Source organism: Methylomonas rivi (assembly GCF_024505165.1).
GTDB classification, from domain to species: Bacteria; Pseudomonadota; Gammaproteobacteria; order Methylococcales; family Methylomonadaceae; genus Methylomonas; species Methylomonas rivi.
On record NZ_JANIBK010000008.1, the window covers coordinates 1 to 26,258 of the forward strand.

The following is a 26,258-nucleotide window of genomic DNA, read 5'->3' on the forward strand; positions in this document are numbered from 1 at the left end:
GGCATCCAGCAAAGCCGGCGCATGGGCTTGGCGGGGCCCGGTAATAGTATTGACGCTGCTCGCCGCGGCCGGTTATTTCATCGGCTGGCCGCATCGCGCCGAACAGGCAGGAGCGGAGCGAGCGTCCGAAAACCGCGACCAAAACCCGGTGGCCGTGGCTGTTGCGCCCGTCACCCAGGGCGATATGCCGATTTATCTGAACGGGTTGGGCACCGTTACGCCGCTACGCACAGTCACGCTGCATTCGCGGGTGGACGGGGAGTTGATCCGGGTGGCCTTTAGCGAGGGCCAGCAGGTCAAGCAAGGCGAGGTGCTGGCGGAAATCGATCCCCGTGCTTTTCAGGTGCAATTGCAGCAGGCCCAGGGGCAATTGCTGCATGACGAGGCATTGCTGAAAAATGCCGAGATCGATCTGGAGCGGTACCGGATGCTGCTGGAACAGGACTCCATCGCCGCCCAGCAGACCGCGACGCAGGAGGCGCTGGTCAAGCAATACCGCGGTACGGTAGAGGTCGACCGGGCTCAAGTGGCAAACGCAGAGATACAGTTGAGTTATACCAAAATCACCGCGCCGCTGAGCGGGCGGGCGGGTTTGCGTTTGGTCGACCAGGGCAATCTGGTGCATGTCAACGATGCCAACGGTTTGGTGGTGGTTACCCAGCTCCAGCCTATCAGCGTGTTGTTTACCTTGCCGGAAGACAGTGTGCAGGCGGTCATGCGGCGCTGGCATGTCGCGGGTACGCTACCCGTCGAAGCCTATGACAGGGCCGGCCGGCAAAAATTGGCCGACGGCAAGTTGCTGGCCCTGGATAACCAAATCGACCCTGCCACCGGTACCTTTAAACTAAAAGCGCAATTCGAAAATACCGATAAGGCCTTGTTTCCGAATCAGTTCGTCAACATCAAGATGAAATTGGACAACTGGCCCTCGGCCACGTTGGTGCCCACCGCCGCCATCCAGCAAGGCGCCACCGGCAGCTTTGTATATGTGGTCAAGGACGATAATACCGTCACGGTTAGCGCGGTCAAACTCGGTCCCGGCCTGGCCGAAACCGTTGCGGTACTGGAAGGGCTAGCGCCGGGGCAAAAGGTGGTGGTCGACGGTGCCGACAAACTGCGGGAGGGTAGCCGAGTCAAGGTGATTCCGGCCGACGGCGCGCCTGTTGCAAACGACCGCACGATGCATCGGCGGGACCCTGCCTGAGTATGGCCGCGGAAACCCCATCCAGGCAGGACTTCAACCCGTCGCGCATTTTTATTCTAAGGCCCGTCGCCACCTCGCTGTTAATGGTGGCGTTGCTGTTGGTCGGTATCCTGGCCTATCGCTTGCTGCCGATCTCGGCCCTACCGCAGGTCGATTATCCCACCATACAGGTGGTAACGCTGTATCCCGGAGCCAGCCCGGAGGTGATGACCTCGGTGGTTACCGCCCCGCTGGAAAGGCAATTCGGCCAAATGCCCGGGCTGAAGCAGATGACATCCGCCAGCTCCGGCGGGGCTTCGGTGATTACCTTGCAGTTTAATTTGGCGTTGGCAATGGATGTCGCCGAACAAACGGTGCAGGCCGCCATCAATGCCGCCGCTAACTTTTTACCGGACGACTTGCCGATGCCGCCGATCTATAACAAGATCAACCCGGCCGATGCGCCGATTTTGACTTTGGCCGTCACGTCGCCCAGCATGGCCCTGACACAGGTCGAGGATCTGGTCGATACCCGTCTGGCGCAAAAAATCGCCCAACTACCCGGCGTCGGATTGGTCGGCATCAGCGGCGGCCAGCGCCCGGCCGTGCGGATCCAGGCCAATCAAAAAGCCTTGGCGGCTTATGGCTTGAGCCTGGAAGACTTGCGTACCGCCATTGCGGCCGCCAATGTCAATCAGCCCAAGGGCATGTTCGACGGCCCGGCGCGTTCCGCCATCATCGATAATAACGATCAACTGCGCGGCGCGGCGGAATACGAAGACTTGATTATCGCCTACCGCAACGGCGCGCCGGTAAAACTGTCGGCGGTGGCGAAGGCGGTGCAGGCCAACGAAAACGCGCGGCTGGCCGCCTGGGCCAATAATGCCGCGGCGGTGATCGTCAATATTCAGCGCCAGCCCGGCGCCAATGTGATCGAGGTGGCCGACCGCATTAAACGGATGTTGCCGAGCATACAGGCTTCGCTGCCCGGCGCCGTCGACGTGGCGCCGCTAACGGACCGCACCGTGACCATTCGTGCCTCGGTGAGGGACGTGCAATTCGAATTAATGCTGGCGGTGGCGCTGGTGGTCATGGTGATTTTCCTGTTTCTGCGCAACCCGGCGGCGACGGCGATTCCAGCCGTCGCCGTGCCGCTATCCCTGATCGGCACCTTTGCGGTGATGTATTTGGCCGGGTTCAGTATTAATAATCTGACGCTGATGGCCTTGACCATCGCCAGCGGCTTTGTGGTGGACGATGCCATTGTGGTGATCGAGAATATTTCCCGTTACCGGGAGCGCGGCGAACCGCCTTTACAAGCGGCATTGAAAGGTTCGCAACAAATCGGTTTTACCATTATTTCGCTGACGGTCTCCCTGGTGGCGGTATTGATTCCGCTGCTATTCATGGGCGACGTGGTCGGCCGCCTGTTCCGGGAGTTCGCCGTCACGCTGGCCGTGGCGATTTTGCTTTCCGCCATTATCTCGCTGACGCTGACGCCGATGATGTGCGCGAGAATGCTGCGCCGAACGCCCGAACAGACCGATGCCGGCGGTTGGTATGCGCGGGTGATTGCCGTTTACGGCCGCAGCCTGGAGTGGGTATTGAATCGCCGGCGTCTGACCTTGCTGGTGGCCGCCGCCACCTTGCTGTTCACCGTGGCGCTGTATGCCGTCATCCCGAAAGGTTTTTTTCCGCTGCAGGATACCGGGTTGATACAGGGCATTTCCGAAGCGCCGCCCAGTATCTCGTTCGCCGCCATGGCCGAACGGCAGGCCAAACTGGCCGAAGCCATTCTGGCCGATCCGGCGGTGGCCAGTTTGTCGTCGTTTATCGGTGTCGACGGTACCAATCCGACCCTGAACAGCGGCCGCTTCCTGATCAACCTGAAACCGCATGCCCAACGCGAAGACAGCGCCGAGGCCGTGATCCGGCGCTTGCGGGTGCAATTGGCGAAACTGTCCGGCATCGACATTTATTTACAGGCGGTGCAGGACATGACCTTGGAAAGCCAGGTCAGCCGCACTCAGTATCAGTTTACGCTGCAAACCGTGGATTGGAGCGAACTCAGCGCTTGGACGCAACGGTTGGTGGCTCGGTTGCGCGAATTGCCGCAGCTCAGCGATGTGGCCAGCGACATGCAAGACCAGGGGCTGCAATTGTATGTGAATATCGACCGCGCCACCGCCAGCCGGATGGGCGTGTCCGCCGCGGCCATCGATAATGCTTTGTATAACGCCTACGGCCAACGCTTGGTGTCTACCATTTTTACCCAGTCCAACCAATACCGGGTGGTGCTGGAAGCCAGTCCGGACAGCGGGAACGGTCTGGCGGGCATTCAAGAATTGCGTATTCCCGGCACGGACGGCAGCTTGGTGCCGCTGTCGGCGGTTGCCAGCGTATCCGAGCGGATGGCGCCGCTGGTCATGGGGCATTTGGACCAATTTCCGGCGGCGACGGTTTCGTTCAATCTGGCGTCCGGCGCTTCGCTCGGCGATGCGGTCGGCGCCATCGAGACGGCCAAGCGGGACATCGGTTTGCCGATCGGCGTGCAAGCCGAGTATCAGGGCGCGGCGCTGGCTTTCAATGCCTCGCTGAACAACACCTTGTGGTTGATTCTGGCCGCCATCGTCACGGTTTATATCGTGTTGGGCGTGCTGTACGAAAGCTATATCCATCCGTTGACGATATTGTCGACCTTGCCGTCGGCGGGCGTGGGGGCATTGTTGGCGCTGATGGCGGCCGGTAAGGACCTGAGCATCATCGCCGTGATAGGTATCATATTGTTGATCGGTATCGTCAAGAAAAACGCCATTATGATGATCGATTTTGCGCTGGAGGCCGAGCGCAAACAAGGCCTGCCGCCGCGCAAGGCCATTTACCAAGCCTGCCTGTTGCGTTTCCGGCCGATCTTGATGACCACCTTGTCGGCCATGCTCGGCGCCCTGCCTTTGATGTTGGGTTCCGGGGCCGGTTCCGAGCTGCGGCATCCCTTGGGAATCGCCATGGTCGGCGGATTGCTATTCAGCCAACTGTTGACGCTGTATACCACGCCTGTGATTTATTTGGCTCTGGACGATCTGTCGCGGCGCTGGCGCGCCGGATGGGCCGGCGACGCCGGGACGATATGAGTTTCTCGGCTTTGTTTATTCGGCGCCCGGTAGCAACCACCCTGCTGACCATCGGTTTGGCATTGGCCGGCGTGATGGCCTTTGTGCAGTTGCCGGTGGCGCCGTTGCCGCAGGTGGATTTTCCGACCATTTCGGTGTCGGCCGGCTTGCCCGGCGCCAGCCCGGAAACCATGGCCGCCACCATTGCCACGCCGTTGGAGCGCTCGCTGGGCCGGATTGCCGGCATCGCCGAAATGACTTCCGCCAGTTCCGCCGGGACGACGGGCATTACCCTGCAATTCGATCTGGACCGCGACATCGACGGCGCGGCGCGGGACGTGCAGGCCGCCATCAATGCCTCCAGCCGTTTGTTGCCCGCCGAATTGCCCAGCCGGCCGGTATACCGCAAGGTCAATCCGTCCGATTCGCCGATTCTGATTTTATCCCTCACCTCCGATATCCTCGATCGCGGGCAAATGTACGATGCCGCCTCCACGATTTTGGCGCAAAAAATCGCCCAAATCGACGGCATCGGCCAGGTCAGGGTGGGCGGCAGTTCGCTGCCGGCGGTACGGGTGGAGTTGAATCCCCATATGCTGGCCAAATATCAGCTGAGCCTGGAAGATGTGCGTGGAGCCATCGTCGCCGCCAATGTCAACAGTCCCAAGGGCGCCATTGAAGAGCAGGGCCGGCATTGGCAAATTCAGGCCAACGATCAGGTCAAACGGGCGGCCGATTACAATCCGCTGATCGTAGCTTACCGCAACGGCGCGCCGATCCGGGTCGCCGATCTGGGCGAGGCGGTGGATTCGGTGGAAGACGTCCGCAATGCCGGGGTCAGGAACGGCCGCAATTCCGTATTGCTGATTCTAAATAAACAACCCGGCTCCAACATCATCGAAACCGTGGAAAGGGTCAAGGCCATGCTGCCGCGATTGCAGGCACTGTTGCCCAATGCCATGACGTTATCCGTGGCGGTGGACAGGTCGCTGACCATCCGCGCTTCGGTCGACGAGGTAGAGCGCAGTTTGCTGATCGCCATAGCATTGGTGATCATGGTGATACTGCTGTTTTTGCGCAAATTGCAGTCGGCGCTGATTCCCATCATTGCGGTGCCGGTATCCTTGTTGGGTGCCTGCGGGATTATGTATTTATGCGGTTACAGTCTGGATAACCTGTCCCTGATGGCGCTGACCATCGCCACCGGCTTCGTGGTCGACGATGCCATCGTGGTGCTGGAAAACATCAGCCGGCATATTGAAAAAGGCCAAACCCCATTTCAGGCCGCGCTGCACGGCGCCCGCGAAGTGGGGTTTACCGTGGTGTCGATGAGTCTGTCATTGGTGGCCGTGTTCATTCCGATTCTATTGATGGGCGGCATTGTCGGCCGGTTGTTTCGCGAGTTTGCCGTTACCTTGTCCGCGGCCGTTTTGGTGTCGCTGCTGGTGTCTCTGACCGTCACGCCCATGCTGTGCGCGCGCTGGTTAAAACCGGCGCAATTGAATCGGCCGGGGCGCCTGGCGCGCGGTTTGGAGAGGGTGTTTGCATGGGTCCAGGGCGGTTACCGGGTCAGTTTGCATTGGGCTTTGCGGCATGCGCCGCTGATGCTGGCGATTTTGTTGGTCTGCATTGCCTTGAACGTGTATTTGTACGCCATCGTGCCGAAGGGTTTTTTTCCGGTGCAGGACAACGGCAGGCTGGCCGGCAGCATTCAGGCCGATCAGAGTATCTCCTTTCAGGCCATGCAGAAGAAATTGCTCGAGTTTGCGGATATTTTGCAAAAAGACCCGGAGGTTACCTCGGTGGTCGGCTTTGCCGGCGGCGGGCAAAACAGCAATACCGGCCGCATTTTTGCGGTATTGCGGGAACCCGAACTGCGCCGGGATTCAATCGACGCTATCATGAAGCGCTTGCGGAAAGAACTTGCCAACGAGCCGGGCGCCAGCTTATTTTTGCAGCCGATACAGGATTTGCGCATCGGCGGCCGTTCTTCGGCGGCGCTGTACCAATTTACCTTGGTAACCGAAAATCTGGACGATTTGCGGGAGTGGACCCCCAAAATTCTGGCCGCCCTGCAAGCCCGGCCGGAGTTGCTCGATGTGAATAGCGACCAACAGGATAAGGGCCAGCAAGTTTCGCTACGGGTGGACCGCGACAAAGCCGCCCGTTACGGCATCAGTCAGGCGGCCATCGATACGGCTTTGAACAACGCTTTCGGGCAGCGGCAGGTGTCGGTTATTTATAATCCGCTCAACCAATACCATGTGATCATGGAATTGGCGCCGGAATATTGGCAGAATTCGCGGGTATTGAATCAACTGTATGTCAGCCCGGCCGCCGGCGTCGGCGGGCAAAATTCGACGGCCCAAATTCCCTTGGCGGCGCTGGCCGGTTTTCAATCCACAAATGCGCCGTTGACCGTGAACCATCAGGGACAATTCGCCGCCGCCACCTTGTCTTTTAACCTTAAGCCGGGCGTGTCGTTATCGGATGCCACCCAATTGATCGAAGACAGTATGAAAAAGATCGGTGCGCCGAATACCCTGCGCGGCAGTTTTCAAGGCAGCGCCAAGGCCTTTCAGGAATCGTTGAGCAATCAACCCTGGCTGATCGCGGCGGCCCTGGCAACCATTTACATCGTGTTGGGCGTGCTGTACGAAAGTTACATTCACCCGCTGACGATCTTGTCCAGCTTGCCGTCGGCCGGAATGGGGGCCATTTTGGCGCTGATGGTCTGCGATACCGAATTCAGCATCATTGCCTTGATCGGCGTGATTTTGCTGATCGGTATCGTTAAAAAGAACGCCATCATGATGATAGATTTCGCCCTCCAGGCCGAGCGGGAGCAAGGCCTTGGCAGCGAAGAGGCCATCTTTCAGGCCTGTTTGTTGCGTTTTCGCCCCATCATGATGACCACCTTGGCGGCCATGCTGGGCGCGTTACCCTTGGCGATGGCCTCCGGCTACGGCGCCGAATTCCGGCAGCCGCTGGGGATTTCCATCGTCGGCGGCTTGTTGGTCAGTCAGTTATTGACGTTGTATACCACGCCGGTGGTGTATTTGTATCTGGACCGGCTCAGTCTCGCCAGCCGGCATTGGTTTAAGGGCAGGCATGCCGTTCGCGCCATTTAAACCGATGATAAAGTTGATGCCGATGCGCGTATTAGCCTTGTCGTTTTTGCAGGTGCTGCTGGCAGGTTGCACCATGGGCCCGGACTATGTACGGCCGCAAGCGGTCGTGCCCGCCGAATTCAAGGAAATGAAAGGTTGGAAACAGGCGCAACCCCGAGACGATAGTCTGCCCGGCAAGTGGTGGGAAATTTTCGGCGATGCGCAACTAAACGCCTTGCAGGAGCAGGTTGCCGGCGGCAACCAGTCTTTGGTCGCGGCCGAAGCTCAGTACCGGCAGGCCCAGCATTTGGTGCAATCGGCGCGCGCGGCTTATCTGCCGACGGCCGGGGTCACCGGCAGCGTCAACCGCTTCAAGGCGGCCAGCGGGCAGAGTGTGGCGGTATCCGGTATCCGCAATCTGTTCGGTACGGCGTTGAACATCGCCTGGGAGCCGGATTTGTGGGGTAGCGTGCGCCGCCAGGTGGAAGCCGATACCAGTAGCGCCCAAGCCAGCGCCGCCACCTTGCAGGCCTTGCGGCTTTCCACCCAGGCCGCTTTGGCGCAGGATTATTTTCAGTTGCGGGCCTTGGATGCCCAACAGCAGTTACTGGAAAAAACCGTGGCCGCTTATCAAAAGACCCTGGATATTACCCGCAACCGTTACGCGGCCGGCGTGGCGGCGCGCAACGATGTGTTGCAGGCGGAGGCGCAACTGGAAGCGGCCCGGGGGCAAGCCATCGATGTGGGGGTGTCGCGTTCGCAAATGGAGCATGCCTTGGCGGTGTTGATCGGCAAATCGCCGGCGGAATTGAATTTGCCGCGTACCGAACAGCTCCCAGGCAGCTTGCCGCAAATTCCGGTGGGGGTGCCGTCGACCTTATTGGAGCGCCGGCCGGATATCGCCAATGCCGAGCGCTTGGTGGCCGCCGCCAATGCCAAAATCGGCGTGGCCAAAGCCGCTTATTTTCCCAGTCTGACCTTGTCAGCCACCAACGGCTTTCAAACCGTCAATCTATCCAAACTGTTTTCCATGGCCAGCCGCTATTGGGCCTTGGGCCCGGCCGCCGCGGCCTGGACCTTGCTGGACGGCGGTGCCAAAAATGCCCAGCTGAAGCAGGCTGTCGACAGTTTCGATGTCAGCGTTGCCCAATATCGGCAAGCCGTGTTGACCGGCTTTCAGGAGGTGGAGGACAGTTTGTCCGCCTTGCGAACACTACAGGAAGAGCAGTTGGTGCTCGACAAGGCGGTTCAATCCGCCCGGTCCGCATTGACCATTACCGAGAACCAATATAAGGCCGGCACGGTGAGCTATTTGAACGTCATGACCGCGCAAGCGGCGGCGTTGACGAATGAAAAATCGTCGATTGCGGTATTGGGCGAACGGCTGAGTTACTCGGTGCAACTGGTCAAGGCCTTGGGCGGCGGCTGGGATGACGGCAGCTTGCCGGATAGCGATGCCGCGGCCGGCGACAGCAGCTGGACGGATGTGTTGCCGTTTCCCATGCAATAAGCGGACAAGTCGGGAATGAATGGACCGTTTCGTCTTTCCCGCCACGATAGCGGATTTTTAGCGATAAAATAGCTTTAAGGTTATTTTTTAATATTCAAACGAATCAGACCGCCAACCCAGTGCTTAAACAATTTGATATTTTGCCCGAAGGCCTGCTGGATATTGCCGTCGAGCAGCTTTACACGCTGATACCGGAGCCGGCCTTGTTTCATTTGCCCGGCAAGCGTTCGGATACGCTGTTCGTGTCGGTGTTGTTGCACGGTAACGAGCCGACCGGTTTTCTGGCGCTGCAAATGCTGTTGCGGAAATATCGTAACCAACTGCTGCCGAGAAATTTGAGTCTGTTTTTCGGTAATACCCAAGCGGCGCGTTTTAATCTGCGGCGGCTGGATCGTCAACCGGATTTCAATCGCATCTGGCCGGGTACGCCGCTGCCCGATTCGCCGGAAACGGTCTGGACGCAACAGATTTGCGATGCGATGCGGGCGCGCGAGTTATTCGCCAGTATCGATGTGCATAACAATACCGGGCTCAACCCGCACTATGCCTGCATTAACAAGCTGGAGGATGATTTCCTGCATCTGGGGGCGCTGTTCGGCCGTTTGATGGTGCATTTTACCCATCCCAAGGGTGTGCAATCGGCGGCTTTTGCGGAACTCTGTCCGGCGGTGACCCTGGAATGCGGGCGCCCGGACCAACCGCACGGCGTTGAGCACGCTTTTCAGTTTATCGATAGTTGCCTGCATTTGCAGGCGTTTCCAGCTCACCCGGTAGCCAAGCAGGATGTCGATATTTATCACACCGTGGCGCAGGTGACCATAGACGAGCATGTCGCTTTCGGTTTTAACGACGCCGCCGCGGATTTGTCGCTGGATCGGGACTTGGAACGCTTGAATTTCACCGAAATTCAAGCGGGAACGGTATTCGGTAAGGTCAGGGGCGCCCGAATGCCGCTGCTGGCGCGAGATAATGATGGACAGCCGATTACCGAAAAGTTTTTTAGGTTGGCGGACGGCCAATTACAAATTACCAGGCCTACCATGCCGTCGATGTTGACCCTGAATGAACGGGTGATTCGGCAGGATTGCCTGTGTTATTTAATGGAGCGGCTGGCGTTTTGACGGCGCCCGCCGCCGCAAAGCCGGCAGCGGTTGAAAAATAAGTTTGCAAGAATCTTGCCTGATTTTATAATGGTCTGTTTTTGGGATATTCCATCCCGAATCCTTGCTTCACTGCTCGTCCGAGCGGGAGGCTTTTTGAACCGTAAGGAGAAATCATGCGTCATTATGAAATCGTCTTCTTGGTACACCCTGATCAAAGCGCTCAGGTGCCTGCCATGATAGAACGTTACAAAACCACCATCGAAGAGGCTGCAGGTAAAATCCACCGTCTGGAAGACTGGGGCCGTAGACATTTAGCTTACCCTATCAAAAAAATTCATAAAGCACACTATGTGTTGATGAATATCGAATGCGATCAAGCCACTCTTGAAGAATTGGAAGCGGGTTTCCGCTTTAACGATGCGATTCTGCGCAGCCAAACCTTGCTGCAAAAAGAAGCCGTTACCGCGCCTTCCGCCATTGCCACCAGCGGTAACGACGGTCAAAAAACCAGCAACCGCGTAAAAGAAGTTGAAGAAGAGACTGAAGAAGCGGACGTTGTGGAAGAAGTTGCAAGCGAAACCGAAGCGGATTCCGAATAAACTTTTTAAATCAAGAGAATTAATATGGCACGTAACAATATCAGACGTAAAAAAGGCTGCCGCTTCAGCGGTGAAGATGCAACCGTGATCGATTATAAAGATCTGGATTTGCTGAGCGAATACATCACCGAAACCGGCAAAATCATTCCCAGCCGCATCACCGGCACTAGCGCAAAATATCAAAGACAGTTGACGTCGGCTATTAAACAGGCCCGTTTTCTGGCGCTGCTGCCGTTCTGCGACGCGCACAAATAATTTAAGGTAAGCCGGAGAGCGGTCGTGCAGTTTTTGGCAGCCTACATCATGAAAGGCCGTCTGCAAGCCATGACGGTTGCGGCTGCCTTTGCATTGCTGTCATTGAAATTTCCTCCGGCAAGTATCGTAAGTTCGGCTTCGGTCGCATTGGTCACTTTGCGTAGGGGCGGTAAAGAAGGTTTGTATGTGCTGGTGTGCGCCTGTTTGGCGGCGGCTATACTCAGCGTGTTCTTGAAAATCGGTTATCAATTCGCCTTGTTGTACGGCGTGGTGTTGTGGACGCCGGTTTGGCTGATCTCCATAGTGCTGCGCGAAGGTAGAAATCTGGCGGTGGCGATAGAGATTGCCGTGTTGCTGGGCGTGGCGGCCGTGTTGGCTTTCTACGCCTATCAACCGCAACCGGCCCAAGTCTGGGGTGGGGTGTTATCGGTGATGATGCAACCTATGTTGGACGCGAAACCGGATGTGCCTATCGAACAAATCAAGCAATCGGCGCAAGCTTTTGCCCATTTCATGACCGGGGCTATTGCCGCCGGCAGTGTGTACGGCTTGTTGTTCGGCTTGTTCCTGGCCAGATGGTGGCAGGCGGCGCTTTACAATCCGGGCGGATTCAGAACCGAGTTTTTGGCCATGAAAGGCCACGCTCAGCTGGCGGTGGCCACGATGCTATTGATTGCGGTAGCCGCTTTATCGTCCGGCGCGCTGGCCGAGGTTTGCTGGAACATGCTGCTGGTGCTGTTCGTGCTGTATACCTTTATCGGTACCGCCGTACTGCATGCTTGTTTCGCGGTCATGAAAGGCAGCCGGTTCATGGTGCCGTTTCTGTACCTGACGTTGGTGATCATTCCGCACGTGATGGCGATCATAGCCGTCGTTGGCTTGATCGATAACTGGTTGAACTTACGTAATAAAATTTCAAATACAACGGCCGGCTAAACGCGGTCATCATTTCGACATAGGTCGATTAACGAGGTAAGTAAAGATGGAAGTCATTCTTCTTGAGAAAATAGCAAACCTGGGCAACTTGGGCGACAGAGTCACCATTAAGGCAGGTTACGGCAGAAACTTTTTGATTCCGCAAGGTAAGGCCGCCAAAGCCACCGCCGCCAAAATCAAGGAATTCGAAGAGCGTCGCGCCGAGTTGGAAAAACAAGCCGCCGAGAAACTGGCCGCCGCTAACGCGCGTGGCGAAGCCATCGGCAAATTGAGCGTAACCATCGCTCACAAAACCGGCGACGAAGGCCGCTTGTTCGGTTCCGTCGGTACTCATACCATTGCCGAAGCCATTACCGCGGCGGGCGTTAAGGTTGAAAAAAGCGAAGTGCGCATGCCGAACGGCGTGATTCGCCAAGTCGGCACATACGACATCGCTATCAATCTGCATACCGATGTAGTGGTTACTCTGCCGATTAAAATCGTCTCGGAATAATTCCATGATCATCGTAACCGGTGGTGCCGGGTTTATCGGTAGCAATCTGGTACTGGGTTTGAACGCCCGCGGTTACGATGAGATTCTGGTAGTCGACCATTTGGCCAATGGGGTCAAATACAAAAATCTGGTCGATTGCCGGATCGCCGATTACATGGACAGAAGCGCCTTTCTGGAGAAAATCCGGCAGGGTGCATTTCCCGCCGAAACCATAGAGGCCATTTTCCATCAAGGCGCATGTTCGACCACCACCGAGTGGGACGGCCGCTACATGATGGAGAACAATTACGAATACAGCAAGGTGCTGTTTCATTATTGCCAAAGCCACAAAATCCCCTTTATTTACGCCTCCAGCGCCGCCACTTACGGTTCGGATTTGACCTTTAAGGAAGAACCGGCTTACGAAGGTCCGCTAAATGTGTACGGTTATTCCAAATTTCAGTTCGACCAATACCTGCGCCGGCATCTGCCTAAACTGACCGCGCAAGTGGTGGGCCTGCGTTATTTTAATGTCTACGGCCCGCGCGAAGCCCACAAGGGCAGCATGGCCAGCGTGGCGTTTCACTTGAATAATCAAATCAAGGACTCCGACAATCTGCGCTTGTTCGAAGGTTGCGACGGTTACGGCGACGGCGAACAACGCCGCGATTTCGTCTACGTCGGCGACGTGGTCGATATCAATCTGTGGTTTCTGGACAATCCGCACGTATCCGGTATATTCAATTGCGGTACCGGCCGCAGCCAGACCTTCAATGACGTCGCCAACGCGGTGATCAAATTTCACCGGCGCGGCCAAATCCAATACATCCCTTTTCCCGAACACCTGAAAGGTTGCTATCAAAGTTTCACCGAAGCGAATCTGGATAAGCTGCGGGCCGCCGGTTGCGAGTATCAATTCAAAACCGTCGAGCAAGGCGTGCAGGTGTACATGGAGTGGCTGAACCGCTAACGCTGTCGGCGTTTCGTCAACCCGGCGCAAAGTTCAAGGTGCGTGAGGCTTTCGCTACGTGCAATTGGCCGTTCCTCAGTTGTTTAGTCAACGCGTCGCATAAGCCTCGGTAAACTCTTTAAATGCCTCGGGCAAATGATGATGCTCCAGACGCGCAGGTGGCCGTCGAAAGCGGCAGAGACAGCGGTTGGCTAACCGGCGGCATCCTTTTGCAGAATGGCTGCGGAAAAGCGTAAAAACTCGTCCAGATGCAATGCGATGACATTAATGGTAATTGGTAATTGCAAACTTTGGTAATCATGCACTGCAATGTTACGAAAACCCACCATGCGTTTTAGCGCATCGGCTAAATCCGCCTCAATCCAACCGGCGGCCGCAAGCAAGGCAAACACGTCGCGGGCGCTTTGCGGTAGGCCCAGTTTTTCCCTGCGAATCAGGTGCTGGCCGATATCCAAGGCCGCTTCGCAGGCGCGCTGAATATTCAGGATCGCCGCATCCTGGCGGGTAAGGTTGGAGGCGAAACCGTCCGGATCGCTTGAATATTCCTCACGGGCGCGCGCCACGCAACGTTCGATAGTCGCTACCTTGTTGAGCAACACGTCATCGGCCATATACAGACCCCCTGTTTTGAATGTCTTGCAGTAACAGTGCGCGCGCGGTATCCAATGCGGTTTTTTCGCTAAGCACGAAACATTCGAACAAACCGGTTTGCGGCTCTTGTCCCCATAAACGGCGGCCGGTTTGCAGAATTTGGTATTGCATGACGGTCGATGCTGTCCGCATGTCCAGCAAATCCACCGGACAAACGGCAATATCGGCCAGCCGGCCGGATAACTCCCAAAGTTGCAGGGGATCGGCATAACCAGGCAGCAATACCGCCAAATCCAGATCGCTGCCGGCATGGGCGGCAGGCGTCGGATAACTGCCGAACGCATAAATTGCCAGCGCCTGGGGAAAGCTCGCCTTTATCAATTCGACGATAGGTCCGCCGGCAGCCAGAATAGCCGTGCGGTCCAGGGACGCTATTGTTTTATCGGTTTGGATGGCCATTGCCAAAAATGCTCGCGTTGCGTAGTTAAGGTAGGCAACGAGCCAACATCAGCTCGTTGGGTAAAATTTCTCCAACTGGTCTTTGAGTTGGCGGTTTAACCAGTTTATTCTTGAATGCCGGCAAGGTTGCGACGTCATCGGCTTCATCGGTCAACGTATTATAAGCTGGTTGAACGCGGCACAGCATCCGCATCGCGCTCTTGGCGTATGGGTTAACACCAGAAAATTAGGATTTGGCTCTTAAGCGTAAGGAAGCCGGGATTATTTTCCTCACTTGTTTCATTCCGGCTATGAGGCAGCTAGAGGCAGTAATCGGCAGTCTGTGTAAGTTATGGGGATATCGCCGGAAAGAGGGTGACGAATTTTGTTAAAAGCAAAAAACAGGCCAATACCCGACCGTAGAGGTCGATTCTTGAATGGCCGGTTATATCCGAGTTTACGCCATTGCCAGGGGGGGCTCAAAAATCACCCTTTTATCTCATGCTTGGTGCTTTCACTAATATGATTGTATGCCCATGAATGCCCACTGTAATAATCTAGTAACCACAGCGTATCTTGTATTGCCTCCAATATTTGATCCAGCGTTTCATAATCTGGAGGTTTGCCGCCTATATGGGTAATCTGATTTCTAATAGTTACTGCTTTTTTGATTAATGCCATTATTGATCTTGGCGGAGGAAGAACCTTTCCATCTACGGTGTTCATCGCCGGCAATTTTGGAACATATTCAATTAATAACCTAGACACTGGAGGGCTAGGAATATTCTCGACTAACCAAGAGGTATTTGGAATAAGTGTACTTATCGTTGTCTTAATCGCCACTTCAAGTGCGGAAAGTCCTGTAATCAATGAGCTTCTTGCATTTCCATTTCTTTGCTCCCAGGCCTCTCTAAATAGTTCATGATGCACAGGCTCTTGAGTATCGCTTATTATGATTTCTTTTACATCTGCTTCTGCATCCTCAGAAATATATACACCTGATGAATGAATGAGAAGTCTTAGTGAAAGCGATGATGGTGCTGGATGCCAAAACTCTTTATCCCTTGACCAAAACAAACCCCTTGTGCTGATTGGATTATGCGGGCCAAGTGTATTAGTTCTCCAGCGTACCGCATTTACAACCAGTCTGCAGGCACTGGATAGTTCATCATTGATTAAATCCAAATATGATCTGAAGTGGTTTGGAAATTCATTAATTGACGGCAGTACAATTTCTTGGTCTTTCTGATTCTTGTATTTTTGACGCCATTCATCTTCGTTCTCAATAATTGAATTATTCTCTATTTTCTCAAATACTTTTTCGTTCTTAGGTGATGCCTCAATTTCCACCTGTGCAGTACAAAATGCATGTTGTGAATTATGACCAATTTTTTGCTCTTCTTCGCTTGGTGCGCGCAACTCCACATGCACTGGGTGAATACCCTGCACATCAAACTGAAATACATCTTCTTTCTGAAGATTAAACTCTCTTACTGTGTATTCAAGTTTGAAATGCATTTTAATCCTTAACAAGAAATTAGATAGTTTCTGTATATCTTCTGAAAAATGATCTTTGGCATGAAAGTTAATTGATTAACATATAATTTTCCCATCCGGTTACCTCGGTGGCAAGTAATTATGGCTGATAATGTATGGATTGCTGCCATTGAATCAGATCGGCCAACCGTCTTCAGAGGGTCGTTATGTCACCTTGCCGCCCGGTAATCGCTTCTCGCATAGCTCATTCTTTTATCCCGCTTAGTCGTATCCGGCCAGCCGATCCAAAGCGCTGTATCCGATTAAGACATCACCAAAAAAAACCATTCCGGCGCATGACGTAGACATGACCATCCACCGGCATGCGCGGTGAGCCTCGATGGGAAATGTAATATTGCCTGCGTCCGCTGCCGTCTATGGAACCCTCGCGTAAATGCACGAATTCATTGCATTGGGGGCCTATCTGCTCGCCGGATGACGACTGGCAGACATCGACTTTGACGGTTTTGTCGTCAACCATACTCCAAACCCAATCAACAATGGCGATATGGCCGCCACCCGTCCAGATCATAAAATCCAGCGGTTTGATGTCCTTGGCATGGTTGATCTTTTTTGAGCAATGCCAATCGGCCCACTGACGGGGCGTGGCGCCTTTGTATTTGGTCCATTCGCCGGTAAACATAAGAAACGTGCCGGTAAAGCCGATGCAGTCTATACCGAAGAAGCGATCATTGATCATGGCTTGAATCGCGGCTTTATCGCTTTTACCCTTGAAATACAGGTCGTAAACGTTACCGGTCTTTAGCACGACTTTTGTATCGCTGTCTCCGCGTTCGCGCCGACCGCATACCTCGACATTGAGTTTTTTCAGCTGCTCCTTGTTGCGGCACATAAAATCCCAGATGGCGATGAATGTTTCGCCCGAGCCCTGTCCTTTTAAGGCCAGGTCGACCGCAACGCCGCCGACCAGTGTATTCATCTGGCTACCCGTGCCGCCGTCCTTCATCCAACGCAGTTTGCCTATCAAGCTGGTCGCGCTGTCGTTACCGCCGTTCGATTTGGTTTTACAAAGATATTGCGCCAATGGAATAGTGCCGGCTTTGGCTTGCAGACCGGGCGACCTGAGATAGTTGACGAAGTGGTAGGGTAGGTAATTCGATTCGGCCATCAGAAACCTCCTAAGCTGCGTGGAAAATTGATAGGGTTGGGAAAGCGTCGCAAAAAGTCCATTTGCATTAGGCTCAATGATGGCATAATCGGCGCATGATTACGAACGTTACCGTCAGGGGGGGGAGACATGGGCCTACAAGACCGCAATTATTATTGGGAAAAACGTAAAGAAACCCGTAAACCCCATTTTGGCGATTCGTTCGGGAGTCTGTCTAACAAAACAGCGGATAACGGTTATGGCGAACCTCGTAAACCCGGCGGTCTGCGTTTTCTTTTGTATCCCGCGTTGATGATGGGTTCGTTGTGGTGCGCCGCGGATACTTTTTTAGCGCGCGGTGCCATGCCAAAGCCAACGGTGCCGGTGGCACAGGAGAAAATTTATATGTCCGCCGCCGATTCCTCTTGGCCTGCCGCGGAAGCCAAGCATTCGCAACCGCGCCCTATACCGAACAACAGCAACGATGACTCGAGGGGAGTCATTATCAAAGCCGATGCCAAAGGTCATTTCAGGGGTATGTTATTGATCAACAATGTGCCCATGCCGTTTTTAATCGATACCGGCGCCACCGATACCGTTGTTCCCGCCAAAATGGCGATAGCAGCGAAATTGCCTTATGGACGCTACGTGCAGGCGAGTACGGCTGGGGGTAAAGTCGCGGTGCGCGAGACATTAATCGACAGCCTGACAATGGGTAACGCGGTAGTTCATAACCTCAATGCTCAAATGAACGACCACTTACACGAGGTCTTGATAGGCATGAGCACCTTGCGTTATTTCAAGATGACCCAGAGTGGCGACAGCATGACATTGCTTGCCGATCCGCAAGTATCCAAGGCTCGGGGCATGCCGGCTTCCGCATTTCAAAATGAAACCTCTCAACCCATTGCCCCGAAAGTGACCACTATTAAGAAGACGGTATCCTGCGATGAACGAAAGGTGTGCATAACCAAGTACAGCGATCATTGACGGCGCAAAAACCCAGGCTGCAAAACGCTAAGGTGCAGACCGTTTTTTGTCAATCCCGATATCCAGACCCAGCACAACCAAACATGCTCGGCTAAACGGCCGATCGGTTATCGGGCGAATGCCAGGGCCCCGTTTAAATTGCGATGTATAGCGATTGGGTTTGGCCGATTCGTTTTCGTATGACTCCTCGGGGATATAGAAGCTTACTCTTTTGGCTAGTGCCTGTGAAACTTAGGCAAGATAGGGGGCTGAACGGTTACAGATAATCACTAAGGCGGCCATGTTATTTGATATGGTAAGCTAGGTTGCCATAACATACTTTGCTCTAGGGTCGGTAAATGCCAACAAGCTATTGATTGCCGTGTTGCTTGGCAAAGCAGCTTGATCAATTTTTATAAAACCTCGGTTTATGCAATAAGGTCGTTTAACATAATGATAGAGATTGTAAATGGATAGAAAGCTTGACGCGCTTTTTATAAATCCGGATTCGTCCGCCATTGCTTATCAAGGGCTTGCAACGGTATATTCAGCAGTCGAACCCCCCACTTGGGCCTTGTTATTGGCTGAATCCTGCCGCTCCAAAGGTTATGGCGTTGCGATTCTGGACTGTGACGCGGAACGTTTAACTTTGGAAGATGCCGTACAAAGAATTTCAGAGATCAATCCGCGGCTGGTTGTGTTTGTAGTGTACGGGCAAAATCCGAATTCGGGCACGACAAGTATGATAGGTGCGTTGAGTCTTGCCCAGGCATTGAAGGAATCGTCGGATTATCCGATTGCTTTTGTCGGTTCGCACACCAGTGCCTTGCCCATGGAAGTCATGGCATACCCTTGTGTCGATATCGTGTTTTTAAACGAAGGCGTTTATGCATTGCATGAAGTATTGTCTAGCGACCTGAAAGATGACCTGAAGCAGATTAAAGGTATCGGATATAAAAAACGAGACCCCGGAGGCACAGCGATTCCGACATTAAACATGCCGCAACGGATAGTGCCTCAGGAGCGTATGGACATCGATTTGCCGGGTTATGCCTGGGATTTGTTGCCTTACAAAGGAAAACCGTTGGATTTGTACCGAGCGCATTTCTGGCATGCGGAGTTTGACTATGCCAAACGTACACCTTTTGCCGCAATTTATACCTCGCTGGGATGTAATTTCGGTTGTAATTTTTGCATGATCAATATAGTGAATCGTACCGATAACGGAGACGATGTCGATGCCTCGCATTCTCGTGGCATGCGATTTTGGAGTCCGGAGTGGATTGGCAGGGAAATGGAGAAGCTGGCTTCCATGGGGGTGCGCACATTACGGATTAGCGATGAAATGTTCTTTCTCAACCGCAAATACTATGAACCGGTGTTGAAACAAGTCATAGACCGCGGTTTCGATTTTAATATGTGGGCTTATTCGCGAGTGGACACAGTTCGCAAGGATTGTCTTGATCTGTTTAAGCAAGCCGGCATCAACTGGCTAGCCCTGGGCGTCGAAGCTGGAAATCAGGTAGTGCGGCAAGAGGTTTCCAAGGGCTCATTTCAAGAAGTCAATATTCGCGACGTTAGCAAGACTATCAGCGCGGCCGGCATCAACATTATCAGTAACTATATCTTCGGTTTTCCCGACGATACGCTGGAAACCATGCAACAAACCCTCGATTTAGCAATGGAACTGAATAATGAGATGGCTAATATGTATCCTTGCCAAGCATTGCCTGGCAGCCCGATGCATCAACTCGCCAAAAGAAATGGCTGGACGCTGCCTGACTCGTTCGAGGGTTATGCTTTCCTATCGTATGAATGCCAACCCTTGCCGACCAAATATCTAAGCGCCGCCCAGGTATTGAAATTCCGCGACGAAGCTTGGCAAAAATACTTTACCAATCCGGCTTACCTGGATTTGGTCGAAACCCGCTTTGGGGGGAGGGAACGCAAAAATGTCGAAGACATGGCCTCTATCAAGCTAAAAAGAAGGTTACTGGGGGACTAATAAATGATCGTTACGCGAACACCGTTTCGGATTTCTTTTTTCGGAGGCGGTACGGATTATCCCACGTGGTTTCAGGAACATGGCGGCGTGGTCGTGGCAACCTCCATCAACAAATATTGTTATATCAGCTGTCGTTATTTACCGCCTTTTTTCGACCATAAATACCGGGTTGTGTATTCTAAAATCGAAAATGTCACAAATCATGACGAGATCCAACATCCCGCCGTCCGGGCAGTCCTGAAATACATGAATTGCGACAAAGGTTTGGAAATCCATCATGACGGCGATTTACCGGCTCGTTCGGGACTGGGATCGAGTTCCTCATTTACGGTAGGATTATTAAATGCCTTAAAAGCGTTGAAGGGGCGACACATATCCAACGGGGATTTGGCGGCTCTGTCCATTCATATCGAACAAAATATCATTCAGGAGAACGTGGGCTCCCAAGATCAGATTTCCGCCGCGTACGGCGGATTCAACCGGATCGAGTTTCTCCGCAACGGTGCCTTCAGAGTCAACCCCGTTATTTTGCACAGGGAACGACTGGAAAACTTCCAAAATAACCTGATGTTGTTTTTTACCGGGTTTTCCAGAATCGCTTCCGAAATAGCCAAGTCAAAAATCGACAATATGCACCTACGGTACGCCGAACTGTCCAGAATGAAAGAAATGGCGGACGAGGCCATTACAATCCTTCAAGGAGAGGGCGAACTCAACGAGTTCGGCACTTTACTCGATATGGGCTGGAAATATAAAAAATCGCTTTCCGACCGAGTGAGCACTTCCGAAATCGATCAAATTTACGCTGCCGCACGAGACGCCGGGGCTCTTGGCGGCAAGCTTTTAGGCGCGGGCGGGGGCGGATTTATGTTGTTTTTTGTGCCTCTGGAACATCAAGCGCGAGTGCTGGAGCGTCTCAAACATCTAATCCACGTACCCTTCCGGTTCGAAAACGAAGGCAGTCGGGTGGTACTATACCAACCTAACGGGTTGTAAAATCTAAAGGCGATATTTAGCGGCCTTACAAATAGAGTTCGGAAAAAATAAGGTTTAATGATGAATATGCTGCAATTCGAGGCGGGCGTTCTCGAAAAACTAAATGCGAAGGCGCATTGGGTATGGCGGGAGACGCTAAAGATACATCGCCAATCTCAGGAGACACGAGTCGCTTCGTCGCTTTCCGCGGTAGAAATATTTGTTACGCTATATTATGGAGGGTTTCTTCGTTTCGATCCCGCCAATCCCCTTTGGGAGTTGCGAGACCGCTGTATTATCAGTAAAGGGCATGGTTCATTGTGCATGTATCCGATTTTAGCTGATTTAGGCTATTTTTCGGTTACCGAGTTGGAGAAAGTTTGCAAGGAAGGCAGCTTTCTTGGCGGCATTCCCGATCCCGTGATACCGGGTTATGAAACGATCAATGGTTCTTTAGGGCATGGGGCAGGGGTTGGCGCGGGTATGGCTTTAGGATTGAAACGCAAAGGGCGGAATCAATCGGTATATGTGGTGACAGGCGACGGAGAGTTGCATGAAGGTTCCAACTGGGAGGCCTTTATGTTCGCCGGGCAACATCGTTTGGATAATCTGACGGTATTGGTAGACAACAATCACATCAGCATGTTGGGTCCGACCGATGAGATAATCTCTCACCGCAGTTTAATTCGAAAGTTCGATGCATTCGGCTGGTTTGCTATCGAGGTCGCCGATGGTCACTCGGTTGCGGCGATTGCCAAAGCATTGCAGGATTGTCGCCGCGAAGCATCCGGGAAGCCGAGCGCAATTATCGTCAACACTCGCAAGGGAAACGGCGTGCCGGGTTTGCAGGATGCCCCATTATCTCACGTGGCGGCTATCAAACCGGATTTGATCGATCAGTTGATTGGAGAACGCTGATGGATGCGATTGCTACAATTCAACCCAAAGCAATGCGGGATACTTTGCTACTGTCTTTGTACGAGGCAATGCTGCGGGACAACGATATTTTTCTAGTCACGGCGGACTTCGGCTCGCCGGTCATGGATAAGATTCGCGCGGATGTTCCCCAACAGGTCGTCAATGTCGGAATCGCCGAACAAAACCTGATTAACGTTTCGGCGGGCTTGGCGTTGGAAGGATTCAAGGTGTTCGCTTATGCTATCGCTCCCTTCATTACGATGCGTTGTTATGAGCAAATTCGCGTGAATTTGGCGTTACTTTCCGAAGTGCGGCCAATGAACGTCAACCTGATCGGTGTTGGCGCCGGATACAGTTACGTGGTGTCTGGTCCGACTCACCAATGTTACGAAGACTTAACCGTGATGAGAGCATTCCCCAATATGCGGATATATTCACCCGCGGATCAGGTCGCGGCGGCCGAATTACCAGGCCGATGTCTTTCCAGCGACGGGCCGAAATACTTGCGTTTGGATGCTCAGGTATTGCCGGTCCTATATTCGGAAGAACCGCCAATTTTTGCAAACGGTTTTCACGAACATCGCAACGGAGGCGCCGTTTGTTTGCTGGCTACCGGCTATATGGTGCATACGGCGCTGAAAGTGGCGGATAGATTAATGGCGAGCGGCATTTCGGTCGGCGTGATAGATTTGTTCGATATCTGCGGCTTCTCGGAGGACCTGTTACAGTCGGTGCTTTCGAGCTACCGTGGCATAGTGACAATGGAGGAAGGTTTTCGGGGCCGCGGAGGGATGGATGCAATGATGTTCGACTATATTGTTCGCCGTGGACTCGATCTGCGCATGCTCAACATCGGCGTCGAGGGCGGATATCGCTTCGAACTTGGGGAGAGGCATGTTTTACACGAACATGTTGGTATCGGCGTGGAGCGTGTTACGGAAAAAGTGCGCGGTTTAATGAAATCCTTATCGGCATAGTATTCCCCGTGGCATCTTCAACAAAATTAACGAGAACTCTATGAAATTTCCGCTGATGCGAAACAATATTCTGCGCGAGGATCTTGACGCAGTGATAGAACATCTTAAGCAAGATGATCCAATCTTGACCCATGGCGCCAACGTGAGGGCTTTCGAGGCCGAATGGTCGGAATGGTTGGGGGTAAAATATAGCGTATTCGTCAACTCGGGGGCGTCCGCGAATCTGTTGACCATGGCGATCTTGAAGATCCGCCACCCGGAGGGCGGCGAGGTGATTACACCGCCGTTGGCCTGGGTCTCCGATGTGGCTTCCGTGCTACAAAACGGCTTTACGCCGGTATTTGCTGATATCGATCCCACCACCTTGGCGATGGACACCGCGCAGATATTGAGCAAGATCACCGATAAGACCCGCGCGGTGTTTTTGACGCACGTACAGGGTTTCAACGGTTTGACCGACGAATTGATCGGTGAACTTAAGCGCCGGAACATTCCGCTGATCGAAGATGTCTGCGAATCCCACGGCGCGACGCATAATGGCATCAAAGCCGGCAGCATCGGCTGGATTTCAAATTTTTCGTACTATTACGCCCATCACATGAGCACCATCGAAGGCGGCATGATCTGCACCAACGATCATGAAGTGTATCAACAGGTGCGGATGCTGCGGTCCCACGGCATGGTGCGGGAGGCTAGCGATCAGGCTTTGCGCGATACTTATATAACTGAAAATCCGCAACTGAATCCGGATTTTATCTTTGCCTACCCCGCCTATAACACCCGCAACACCGAGATTGGCGGCATCATGGGCCGCAGCCAGTTGAAACGGCTGGACGAAATTGTCAAACGCCGAACCGCGAATTTATTGCGTTTTTTGGATAAGATCGATCCAACAAAATTCCGTACCGACTTCAAGCTGGAAGGCTCCAGTAACTATGCCTTCAATTTGATATTAAGAGAAGCCGACGAGGAATTGGTTCAGCGTCTGATGCGTAAAATGCGGGAAGCAGGCATTGAGTTTCGTCGCGGCAGTGCCGGCGGCGGCAACCAGATCAGACAGCCTTATCTGAGAGGCATAGTGCCGGAAGGCCATCATCTTGAATATCCGCAGACCGAGCACGTGCATTTCTACGGGTTTTATATCGGTAATTTTCCGGATTTGAGCGATGCCGAAGTTGATGAGCTTTGTGCGATCTTAAATGCGGCCTAGATGATGCCATGACTACGGCCGTTATTCTCGCGGGTGGTTTAGGGACGCGCTTGCGTAGCGCTGTTCCGGAACTGCCCAAGCCGATGGCGCCGATCGGTGGGCGGCCGTTTCTTGAGTATCAGCTCGACTACTGGATCAAACAAGGGGTGAGCCGTTTTGTCCTGTCCGTTGGCTATCGGCATGAGGTCGTCATCGATCATTTTGGCGATAGCTATAAAGATGCCGAGCTTGATTATGTCATTGAGGCAACCCCATTAGGCACCGGCGGGGGATTCTTGTTGGCGGCTGAAAAAGTCAACAAACGCGAAGCGTTTTTACTGCTCAACGGCGATACCTATTTTGCAGTGGATTTGAATACTTTGATTGAGTTCGCGCGGACAAACCATGCCAGTTGGTGCTTCTCGCTGTTCCGCACCAGTGAAGACGGGCGGTATATGGGTATGGATGTCACGCCGCGAGGACAAATTACCTCACTTAAGTCGGATGCCGGACAAGCGGGTCGATTGGCAAACGGCGGTGTGTATTGGGTTAGCCCGGGAGCATTGCTGGATGAAAGATTTTCCGCTGGCGACAAAGTATCCCTGGAGGACGACATTTTTCCAGCCGCCATGGTTTCCGGGCAGCGCCTGTTCGGTCTCGAGTTTTCGGGGACTTTCATCGATATTGGTGTACCCGATGACTACTACCACGCTTCGGTTCTGCTGACGCAATAGACAAGGCATTACGTTGGATCCGATTGAATATCTCAAGAAAAATCTGGCATTGTCCATTCAAGCCAAGCAACAATTGCTGATGGATGAGGCGTGTCTGCGACTTTTCGAGCGTGCCGTGATGGCGGTTGTCGATAGTTATAAGCAAGGCGGCCGGATCTATATCGCCGGAAACGGAGGTTCGGCCGCCGACGCTCAACATCTCGCCGCTGAATTCGTTAGTAAATTGGCTCGTGAAAGAGCCGCATTACCCGCCGAAGCGTTGACAGTCGATAGTTCGATTTTGACCGCCATCGGCAACGACTACGGTTACGACTTAGTCTTTGCAAGGCAAGTGGCCGGCAAGGCAACCGCCAAGGATGTGTTTCTTGGCATAACCACTTCCGGACAGTCGCCGAATATTCTTAAGGCCTTGGAACAATGCCGAAGCGTGGCGGTGCCGAGCATCGTTTTCTGCGGGCGGGACGGCGGCAAGGTCAAGCTTATGGCCGACCATGCCATCATCGCGCCGGGGGATACCACGAGTACCATTCAAGAATTGCATATCGTGTTGGCACATACGCTTTGCGAATGCGTGGAAGCGGCGATGTTTGGCGAATAAATTTTACACAACAATAAAAAGGCAAACATTCAATGAGTTACAAAATTCTTGTTACCGGCGGAGCCGGTTATCTCGGCTCCACTTTGGTACCCGACTTGCTGGCGGCGGGCCATCAGGTCACTGTGGTGGATAACTTTATGTATAGACAAGCGAGCTTGAATCAGGTCTGCCATTATCCAAACTTCAGCGTGGTCAAGGGGGATATTCGCGTCGAAAGCGTTATGGCTCCGTTGCTCAAGGAAGCTGACATTATCATTCCCTTGGCGGCGTTGGTAGGTGCTCCCTTGTGTAATCAGGATCCCGTGGGCGCAACCACAATCAACCACGATGCGATTGCGATGATGCTAAAGCTGTTGTCTAAACAGCAATGGGTTTTGATGCCGACTACCAACAGCGCTTACGGCACAGGCGACGAGAATAATTTCTGTACTGAAGAATCGCCGTTAAGGCCGATTTCGCGTTATGCGATAGAAAAAGTCGCGGTTGAAAAGGAGCTGATGGCCTTCGAAAATGCCATTAGTTTCCGCTTAGCCACAGTATTTGGTATGTCGGCTAGGATGCGGACGGATTTGTTGGTCAACGATTTCACTTATCGGGCTGTTAACGACCGTTTCGTGGTGCTGTTCGAAAGCTATTTCAAGCGTAATTACGTTCATGTGCGTGACGTCTCGCGGGTATTCCAGCATGGTATTGCCAATTTCGATCGAATGAAAGGCCAGATATACAATGTCGGTCTGTCGGATGCGAATGTTTCGAAAAAAGAGCTATGCGAGACAATCCAAAAACAGGTGCCCGACTTTGTGTTTATCGATGCGCCGGTAGGTAAGGATCCCGATCAGCGCAATTATATTGTATCGAATGAAAAGATAGAGGCGACCGGGTTTCAAACCTCCGTGTCGCTAGAGGCTGGGATAGCGGAATTGATCAAAGGTTATACCATGATCAAGAACTCGCTATATGGCAATGTATAAT

At 53.3% G+C, this 26,258-nt stretch carries 23 protein-coding genes; 19 read left to right on the forward strand and 4 right to left on the reverse strand.

The genetic code is table 11. The features are described from left to right. Positions 1 to 49: 49 nt before the first annotated feature. The 10 genes from NP596_RS02800 (at position 50) to rfaD (ending at position 13,248) form a co-directional block, all read left to right on the forward strand. Complete coding sequence (locus NP596_RS02800) at positions 50 to 1,204, forward strand: MdtA/MuxA family multidrug efflux RND transporter periplasmic adaptor subunit (protein ID WP_305891661.1); 1,155 nt, start codon at positions 50 to 52, stop codon at positions 1,202 to 1,204. 2 nt (positions 1,205 to 1,206) lie between these two features. Further along, positions 1,207 to 4,314, forward strand: a complete 3,108-nt coding sequence (locus NP596_RS02805) for an MdtB/MuxB family multidrug efflux RND transporter permease subunit (RefSeq protein ID WP_256613696.1) — start codon at positions 1,207 to 1,209, stop codon at positions 4,312 to 4,314. After that, positions 4,311 to 7,424, forward strand: a complete 3,114-nt coding sequence (locus NP596_RS02810; protein ID WP_256613751.1) for a multidrug efflux RND transporter permease subunit — start codon at positions 4,311 to 4,313, stop codon at positions 7,422 to 7,424. Before NP596_RS02805 ends, NP596_RS02810 begins: the two co-directional genes overlap by 4 nt. 4 nt (positions 7,425 to 7,428) lie before the next feature. Then, entirely contained in the window at positions 7,429 to 8,913 is a 1,485-nt protein-coding gene (locus NP596_RS02815; RefSeq protein WP_371927889.1) for an efflux transporter outer membrane subunit, read from the forward strand. 119 nt (positions 8,914 to 9,032) lie between these two features. Further along, positions 9,033 to 10,034: a M14 family metallopeptidase gene (locus tag NP596_RS02820; protein ID WP_256613697.1), complete on the forward strand. Its 1,002-nt coding sequence runs from the start codon at positions 9,033 to 9,035 to the stop codon at positions 10,032 to 10,034. 155 nt (positions 10,035 to 10,189) lie between these two features. Continuing rightward, complete coding sequence (gene rpsF, locus NP596_RS02825; protein WP_256613698.1) at positions 10,190 to 10,615, forward strand: 30S ribosomal protein S6; 426 nt, start codon at positions 10,190 to 10,192, stop codon at positions 10,613 to 10,615. A 24-nt stretch (positions 10,616 to 10,639) separates the two neighbouring features. Beyond that, on the forward strand, positions 10,640 to 10,870 hold the full coding sequence (gene rpsR / locus NP596_RS02830; RefSeq protein ID WP_256613699.1) for a 30S ribosomal protein S18: 231 nt from the start codon (positions 10,640 to 10,642) through the stop codon (positions 10,868 to 10,870). A gap of 24 nt (positions 10,871 to 10,894) precedes the next feature. Beyond that, positions 10,895 to 11,806 (forward strand): hypothetical protein, encoded by a 912-nt coding sequence (locus NP596_RS02835; RefSeq protein WP_256613700.1) that lies wholly within the window; start codon positions 10,895 to 10,897, stop codon positions 11,804 to 11,806. A gap of 46 nt (positions 11,807 to 11,852) precedes the next feature. Further along, on the forward strand, positions 11,853 to 12,299 hold the full coding sequence (gene rplI, locus NP596_RS02840) for a 50S ribosomal protein L9 (RefSeq protein ID WP_256613701.1): 447 nt from the start codon (positions 11,853 to 11,855) through the stop codon (positions 12,297 to 12,299). Positions 12,300 to 12,303: 4 nt separating this feature from the next. Next, positions 12,304 to 13,248, forward strand: coding sequence for an ADP-glyceromanno-heptose 6-epimerase (gene rfaD / locus NP596_RS02845; RefSeq protein WP_256613702.1), 945 nt, complete (start codon positions 12,304 to 12,306; stop codon positions 13,246 to 13,248). 191 nt (positions 13,249 to 13,439) lie between these two features. Here rfaD and hepT read toward each other — a convergent pair whose 3' ends face one another. The 4 genes from hepT to NP596_RS02865 form a co-directional block, all read right to left on the reverse strand. Beyond that, a complete protein-coding gene (gene hepT, locus NP596_RS02850) occupies positions 13,440 to 13,859 on the reverse strand; it encodes a type VII toxin-antitoxin system HepT family RNase toxin (RefSeq protein WP_256613703.1) in 420 nt (139 codons plus the stop codon). After that, entirely contained in the window at positions 13,849 to 14,298 is a 450-nt protein-coding gene (mntA, locus tag NP596_RS02855) for a type VII toxin-antitoxin system MntA family adenylyltransferase antitoxin (RefSeq protein WP_256613704.1), read from the reverse strand. The genes hepT and mntA overlap by 11 nt, the downstream gene beginning before the upstream one ends. A 465-nt stretch (positions 14,299 to 14,763) precedes the next feature. Beyond that, positions 14,764 to 15,795, reverse strand: coding sequence for a hypothetical protein (locus tag NP596_RS02860; protein WP_256613705.1), 1,032 nt, complete (start codon positions 15,793 to 15,795; stop codon positions 14,764 to 14,766). 289 nt (positions 15,796 to 16,084) lie between these two features. Next, positions 16,085 to 16,942 (reverse strand): elongator complex 1 family protein, encoded by an 858-nt coding sequence (locus tag NP596_RS02865; protein ID WP_256613706.1) that lies wholly within the window; start codon positions 16,940 to 16,942, stop codon positions 16,085 to 16,087. A 129-nt stretch (positions 16,943 to 17,071) separates the two neighbouring features. Here NP596_RS02865 and NP596_RS02870 point away from each other — a divergent pair, with 129 nt between their 5' ends. The 9 genes from NP596_RS02870 (at position 17,072) to NP596_RS02910 (ending at position 26,257) form a co-directional block, all read left to right on the forward strand. Further along, entirely contained in the window at positions 17,072 to 17,911 is an 840-nt protein-coding gene (locus NP596_RS02870) for a retropepsin-like aspartic protease family protein (RefSeq protein ID WP_256613707.1), read from the forward strand. Between the two features lie 448 nt (positions 17,912 to 18,359). Then, the gene (locus NP596_RS02875) at positions 18,360 to 19,895 is read left to right on the forward strand and encodes a B12-binding domain-containing radical SAM protein (RefSeq protein ID WP_256613708.1); all 1,536 of its coding nucleotides are present in this window, start codon (positions 18,360 to 18,362) and stop codon (positions 19,893 to 19,895) included. A 171-nt stretch (positions 19,896 to 20,066) separates the two neighbouring features. Further along, positions 20,067 to 20,891 (forward strand): GHMP family kinase ATP-binding protein, encoded by an 825-nt coding sequence (locus NP596_RS02880; protein WP_256613709.1) that lies wholly within the window; start codon positions 20,067 to 20,069, stop codon positions 20,889 to 20,891. 57 nt (positions 20,892 to 20,948) lie between these two features. Then, positions 20,949 to 21,788 carry a transketolase gene (locus NP596_RS02885; protein ID WP_256613710.1) on the forward strand — a complete coding sequence of 280 codons (840 nt, stop codon included), beginning with the start codon at positions 20,949 to 20,951 and terminating at the stop codon, positions 21,786 to 21,788. Further along, on the forward strand, positions 21,788 to 22,765 hold the full coding sequence (locus NP596_RS02890; protein WP_256613711.1) for a transketolase family protein: 978 nt from the start codon (positions 21,788 to 21,790) through the stop codon (positions 22,763 to 22,765). Before NP596_RS02885 ends, NP596_RS02890 begins: the two co-directional genes overlap by 1 nt. A gap of 40 nt (positions 22,766 to 22,805) precedes the next feature. Next, the gene (locus tag NP596_RS02895) at positions 22,806 to 23,975 is read left to right on the forward strand and encodes a DegT/DnrJ/EryC1/StrS family aminotransferase (RefSeq protein WP_256613712.1); all 1,170 of its coding nucleotides are present in this window, start codon (positions 22,806 to 22,808) and stop codon (positions 23,973 to 23,975) included. A gap of 8 nt (positions 23,976 to 23,983) precedes the next feature. Beyond that, complete coding sequence (locus tag NP596_RS02900) at positions 23,984 to 24,688, forward strand: nucleotidyltransferase family protein (RefSeq protein WP_256613713.1); 705 nt, start codon at positions 23,984 to 23,986, stop codon at positions 24,686 to 24,688. 13 nt (positions 24,689 to 24,701) lie between these two features. Beyond that, on the forward strand, positions 24,702 to 25,286 hold the full coding sequence (locus NP596_RS02905) for a D-sedoheptulose-7-phosphate isomerase (RefSeq protein WP_256613714.1): 585 nt from the start codon (positions 24,702 to 24,704) through the stop codon (positions 25,284 to 25,286). A gap of 32 nt (positions 25,287 to 25,318) precedes the next feature. Continuing rightward, positions 25,319 to 26,257 (forward strand): NAD-dependent epimerase/dehydratase family protein, encoded by a 939-nt coding sequence (locus NP596_RS02910; protein ID WP_256613715.1) that lies wholly within the window; start codon positions 25,319 to 25,321, stop codon positions 26,255 to 26,257. Position 26,258: the final 1 nt, after the last annotated feature.

Coding starts and splice junctions, on each gene's coding strand:
- NP596_RS02805 (WP_256613696.1), top strand. CDS start 1,207: ATGGCCGCGGAAACCCCATCCAGGCAGGACTTCAACCCGTCGCGCATT.
- NP596_RS02810 (WP_256613751.1), top strand. CDS start 4,311: ATGAGTTTCTCGGCTTTGTTTATTCGGCGCCCGGTAGCAACCACCCTG.
- NP596_RS02815 (WP_371927889.1), top strand. CDS start 7,429: ATGATAAAGTTGATGCCGATGCGCGTATTAGCCTTGTCGTTTTTGCAG.
- rpsF (WP_256613698.1), top strand. CDS start 10,190: ATGCGTCATTATGAAATCGTCTTCTTGGTACACCCTGATCAAAGCGCT.
- rpsR (WP_256613699.1), top strand. CDS start 10,640: ATGGCACGTAACAATATCAGACGTAAAAAAGGCTGCCGCTTCAGCGGT.
- rplI (WP_256613701.1), top strand. CDS start 11,853: ATGGAAGTCATTCTTCTTGAGAAAATAGCAAACCTGGGCAACTTGGGC.
- rfaD (WP_256613702.1), top strand. CDS start 12,304: ATGATCATCGTAACCGGTGGTGCCGGGTTTATCGGTAGCAATCTGGTA.
- hepT (WP_256613703.1), bottom strand. CDS start 13,859: ATGGCCGATGACGTGTTGCTCAACAAGGTAGCGACTATCGAACGTTGC.
- mntA (WP_256613704.1), bottom strand. CDS start 14,298: ATGGCCATCCAAACCGATAAAACAATAGCGTCCCTGGACCGCACGGCT.
- NP596_RS02860 (WP_256613705.1), bottom strand. CDS start 15,795: ATGCATTTCAAACTTGAATACACAGTAAGAGAGTTTAATCTTCAGAAA.
- NP596_RS02865 (WP_256613706.1), bottom strand. CDS start 16,942: ATGGCCGAATCGAATTACCTACCCTACCACTTCGTCAACTATCTCAGG.
- NP596_RS02870 (WP_256613707.1), top strand. CDS start 17,072: ATGGGCCTACAAGACCGCAATTATTATTGGGAAAAACGTAAAGAAACC.
- NP596_RS02875 (WP_256613708.1), top strand. CDS start 18,360: ATGGATAGAAAGCTTGACGCGCTTTTTATAAATCCGGATTCGTCCGCC.
- NP596_RS02885 (WP_256613710.1), top strand. CDS start 20,949: ATGATGAATATGCTGCAATTCGAGGCGGGCGTTCTCGAAAAACTAAAT.
- NP596_RS02890 (WP_256613711.1), top strand. CDS start 21,788: ATGGATGCGATTGCTACAATTCAACCCAAAGCAATGCGGGATACTTTG.
- NP596_RS02895 (WP_256613712.1), top strand. CDS start 22,806: ATGAAATTTCCGCTGATGCGAAACAATATTCTGCGCGAGGATCTTGAC.
- NP596_RS02900 (WP_256613713.1), top strand. CDS start 23,984: ATGACTACGGCCGTTATTCTCGCGGGTGGTTTAGGGACGCGCTTGCGT.
- NP596_RS02910 (WP_256613715.1), top strand. CDS start 25,319: ATGAGTTACAAAATTCTTGTTACCGGCGGAGCCGGTTATCTCGGCTCC.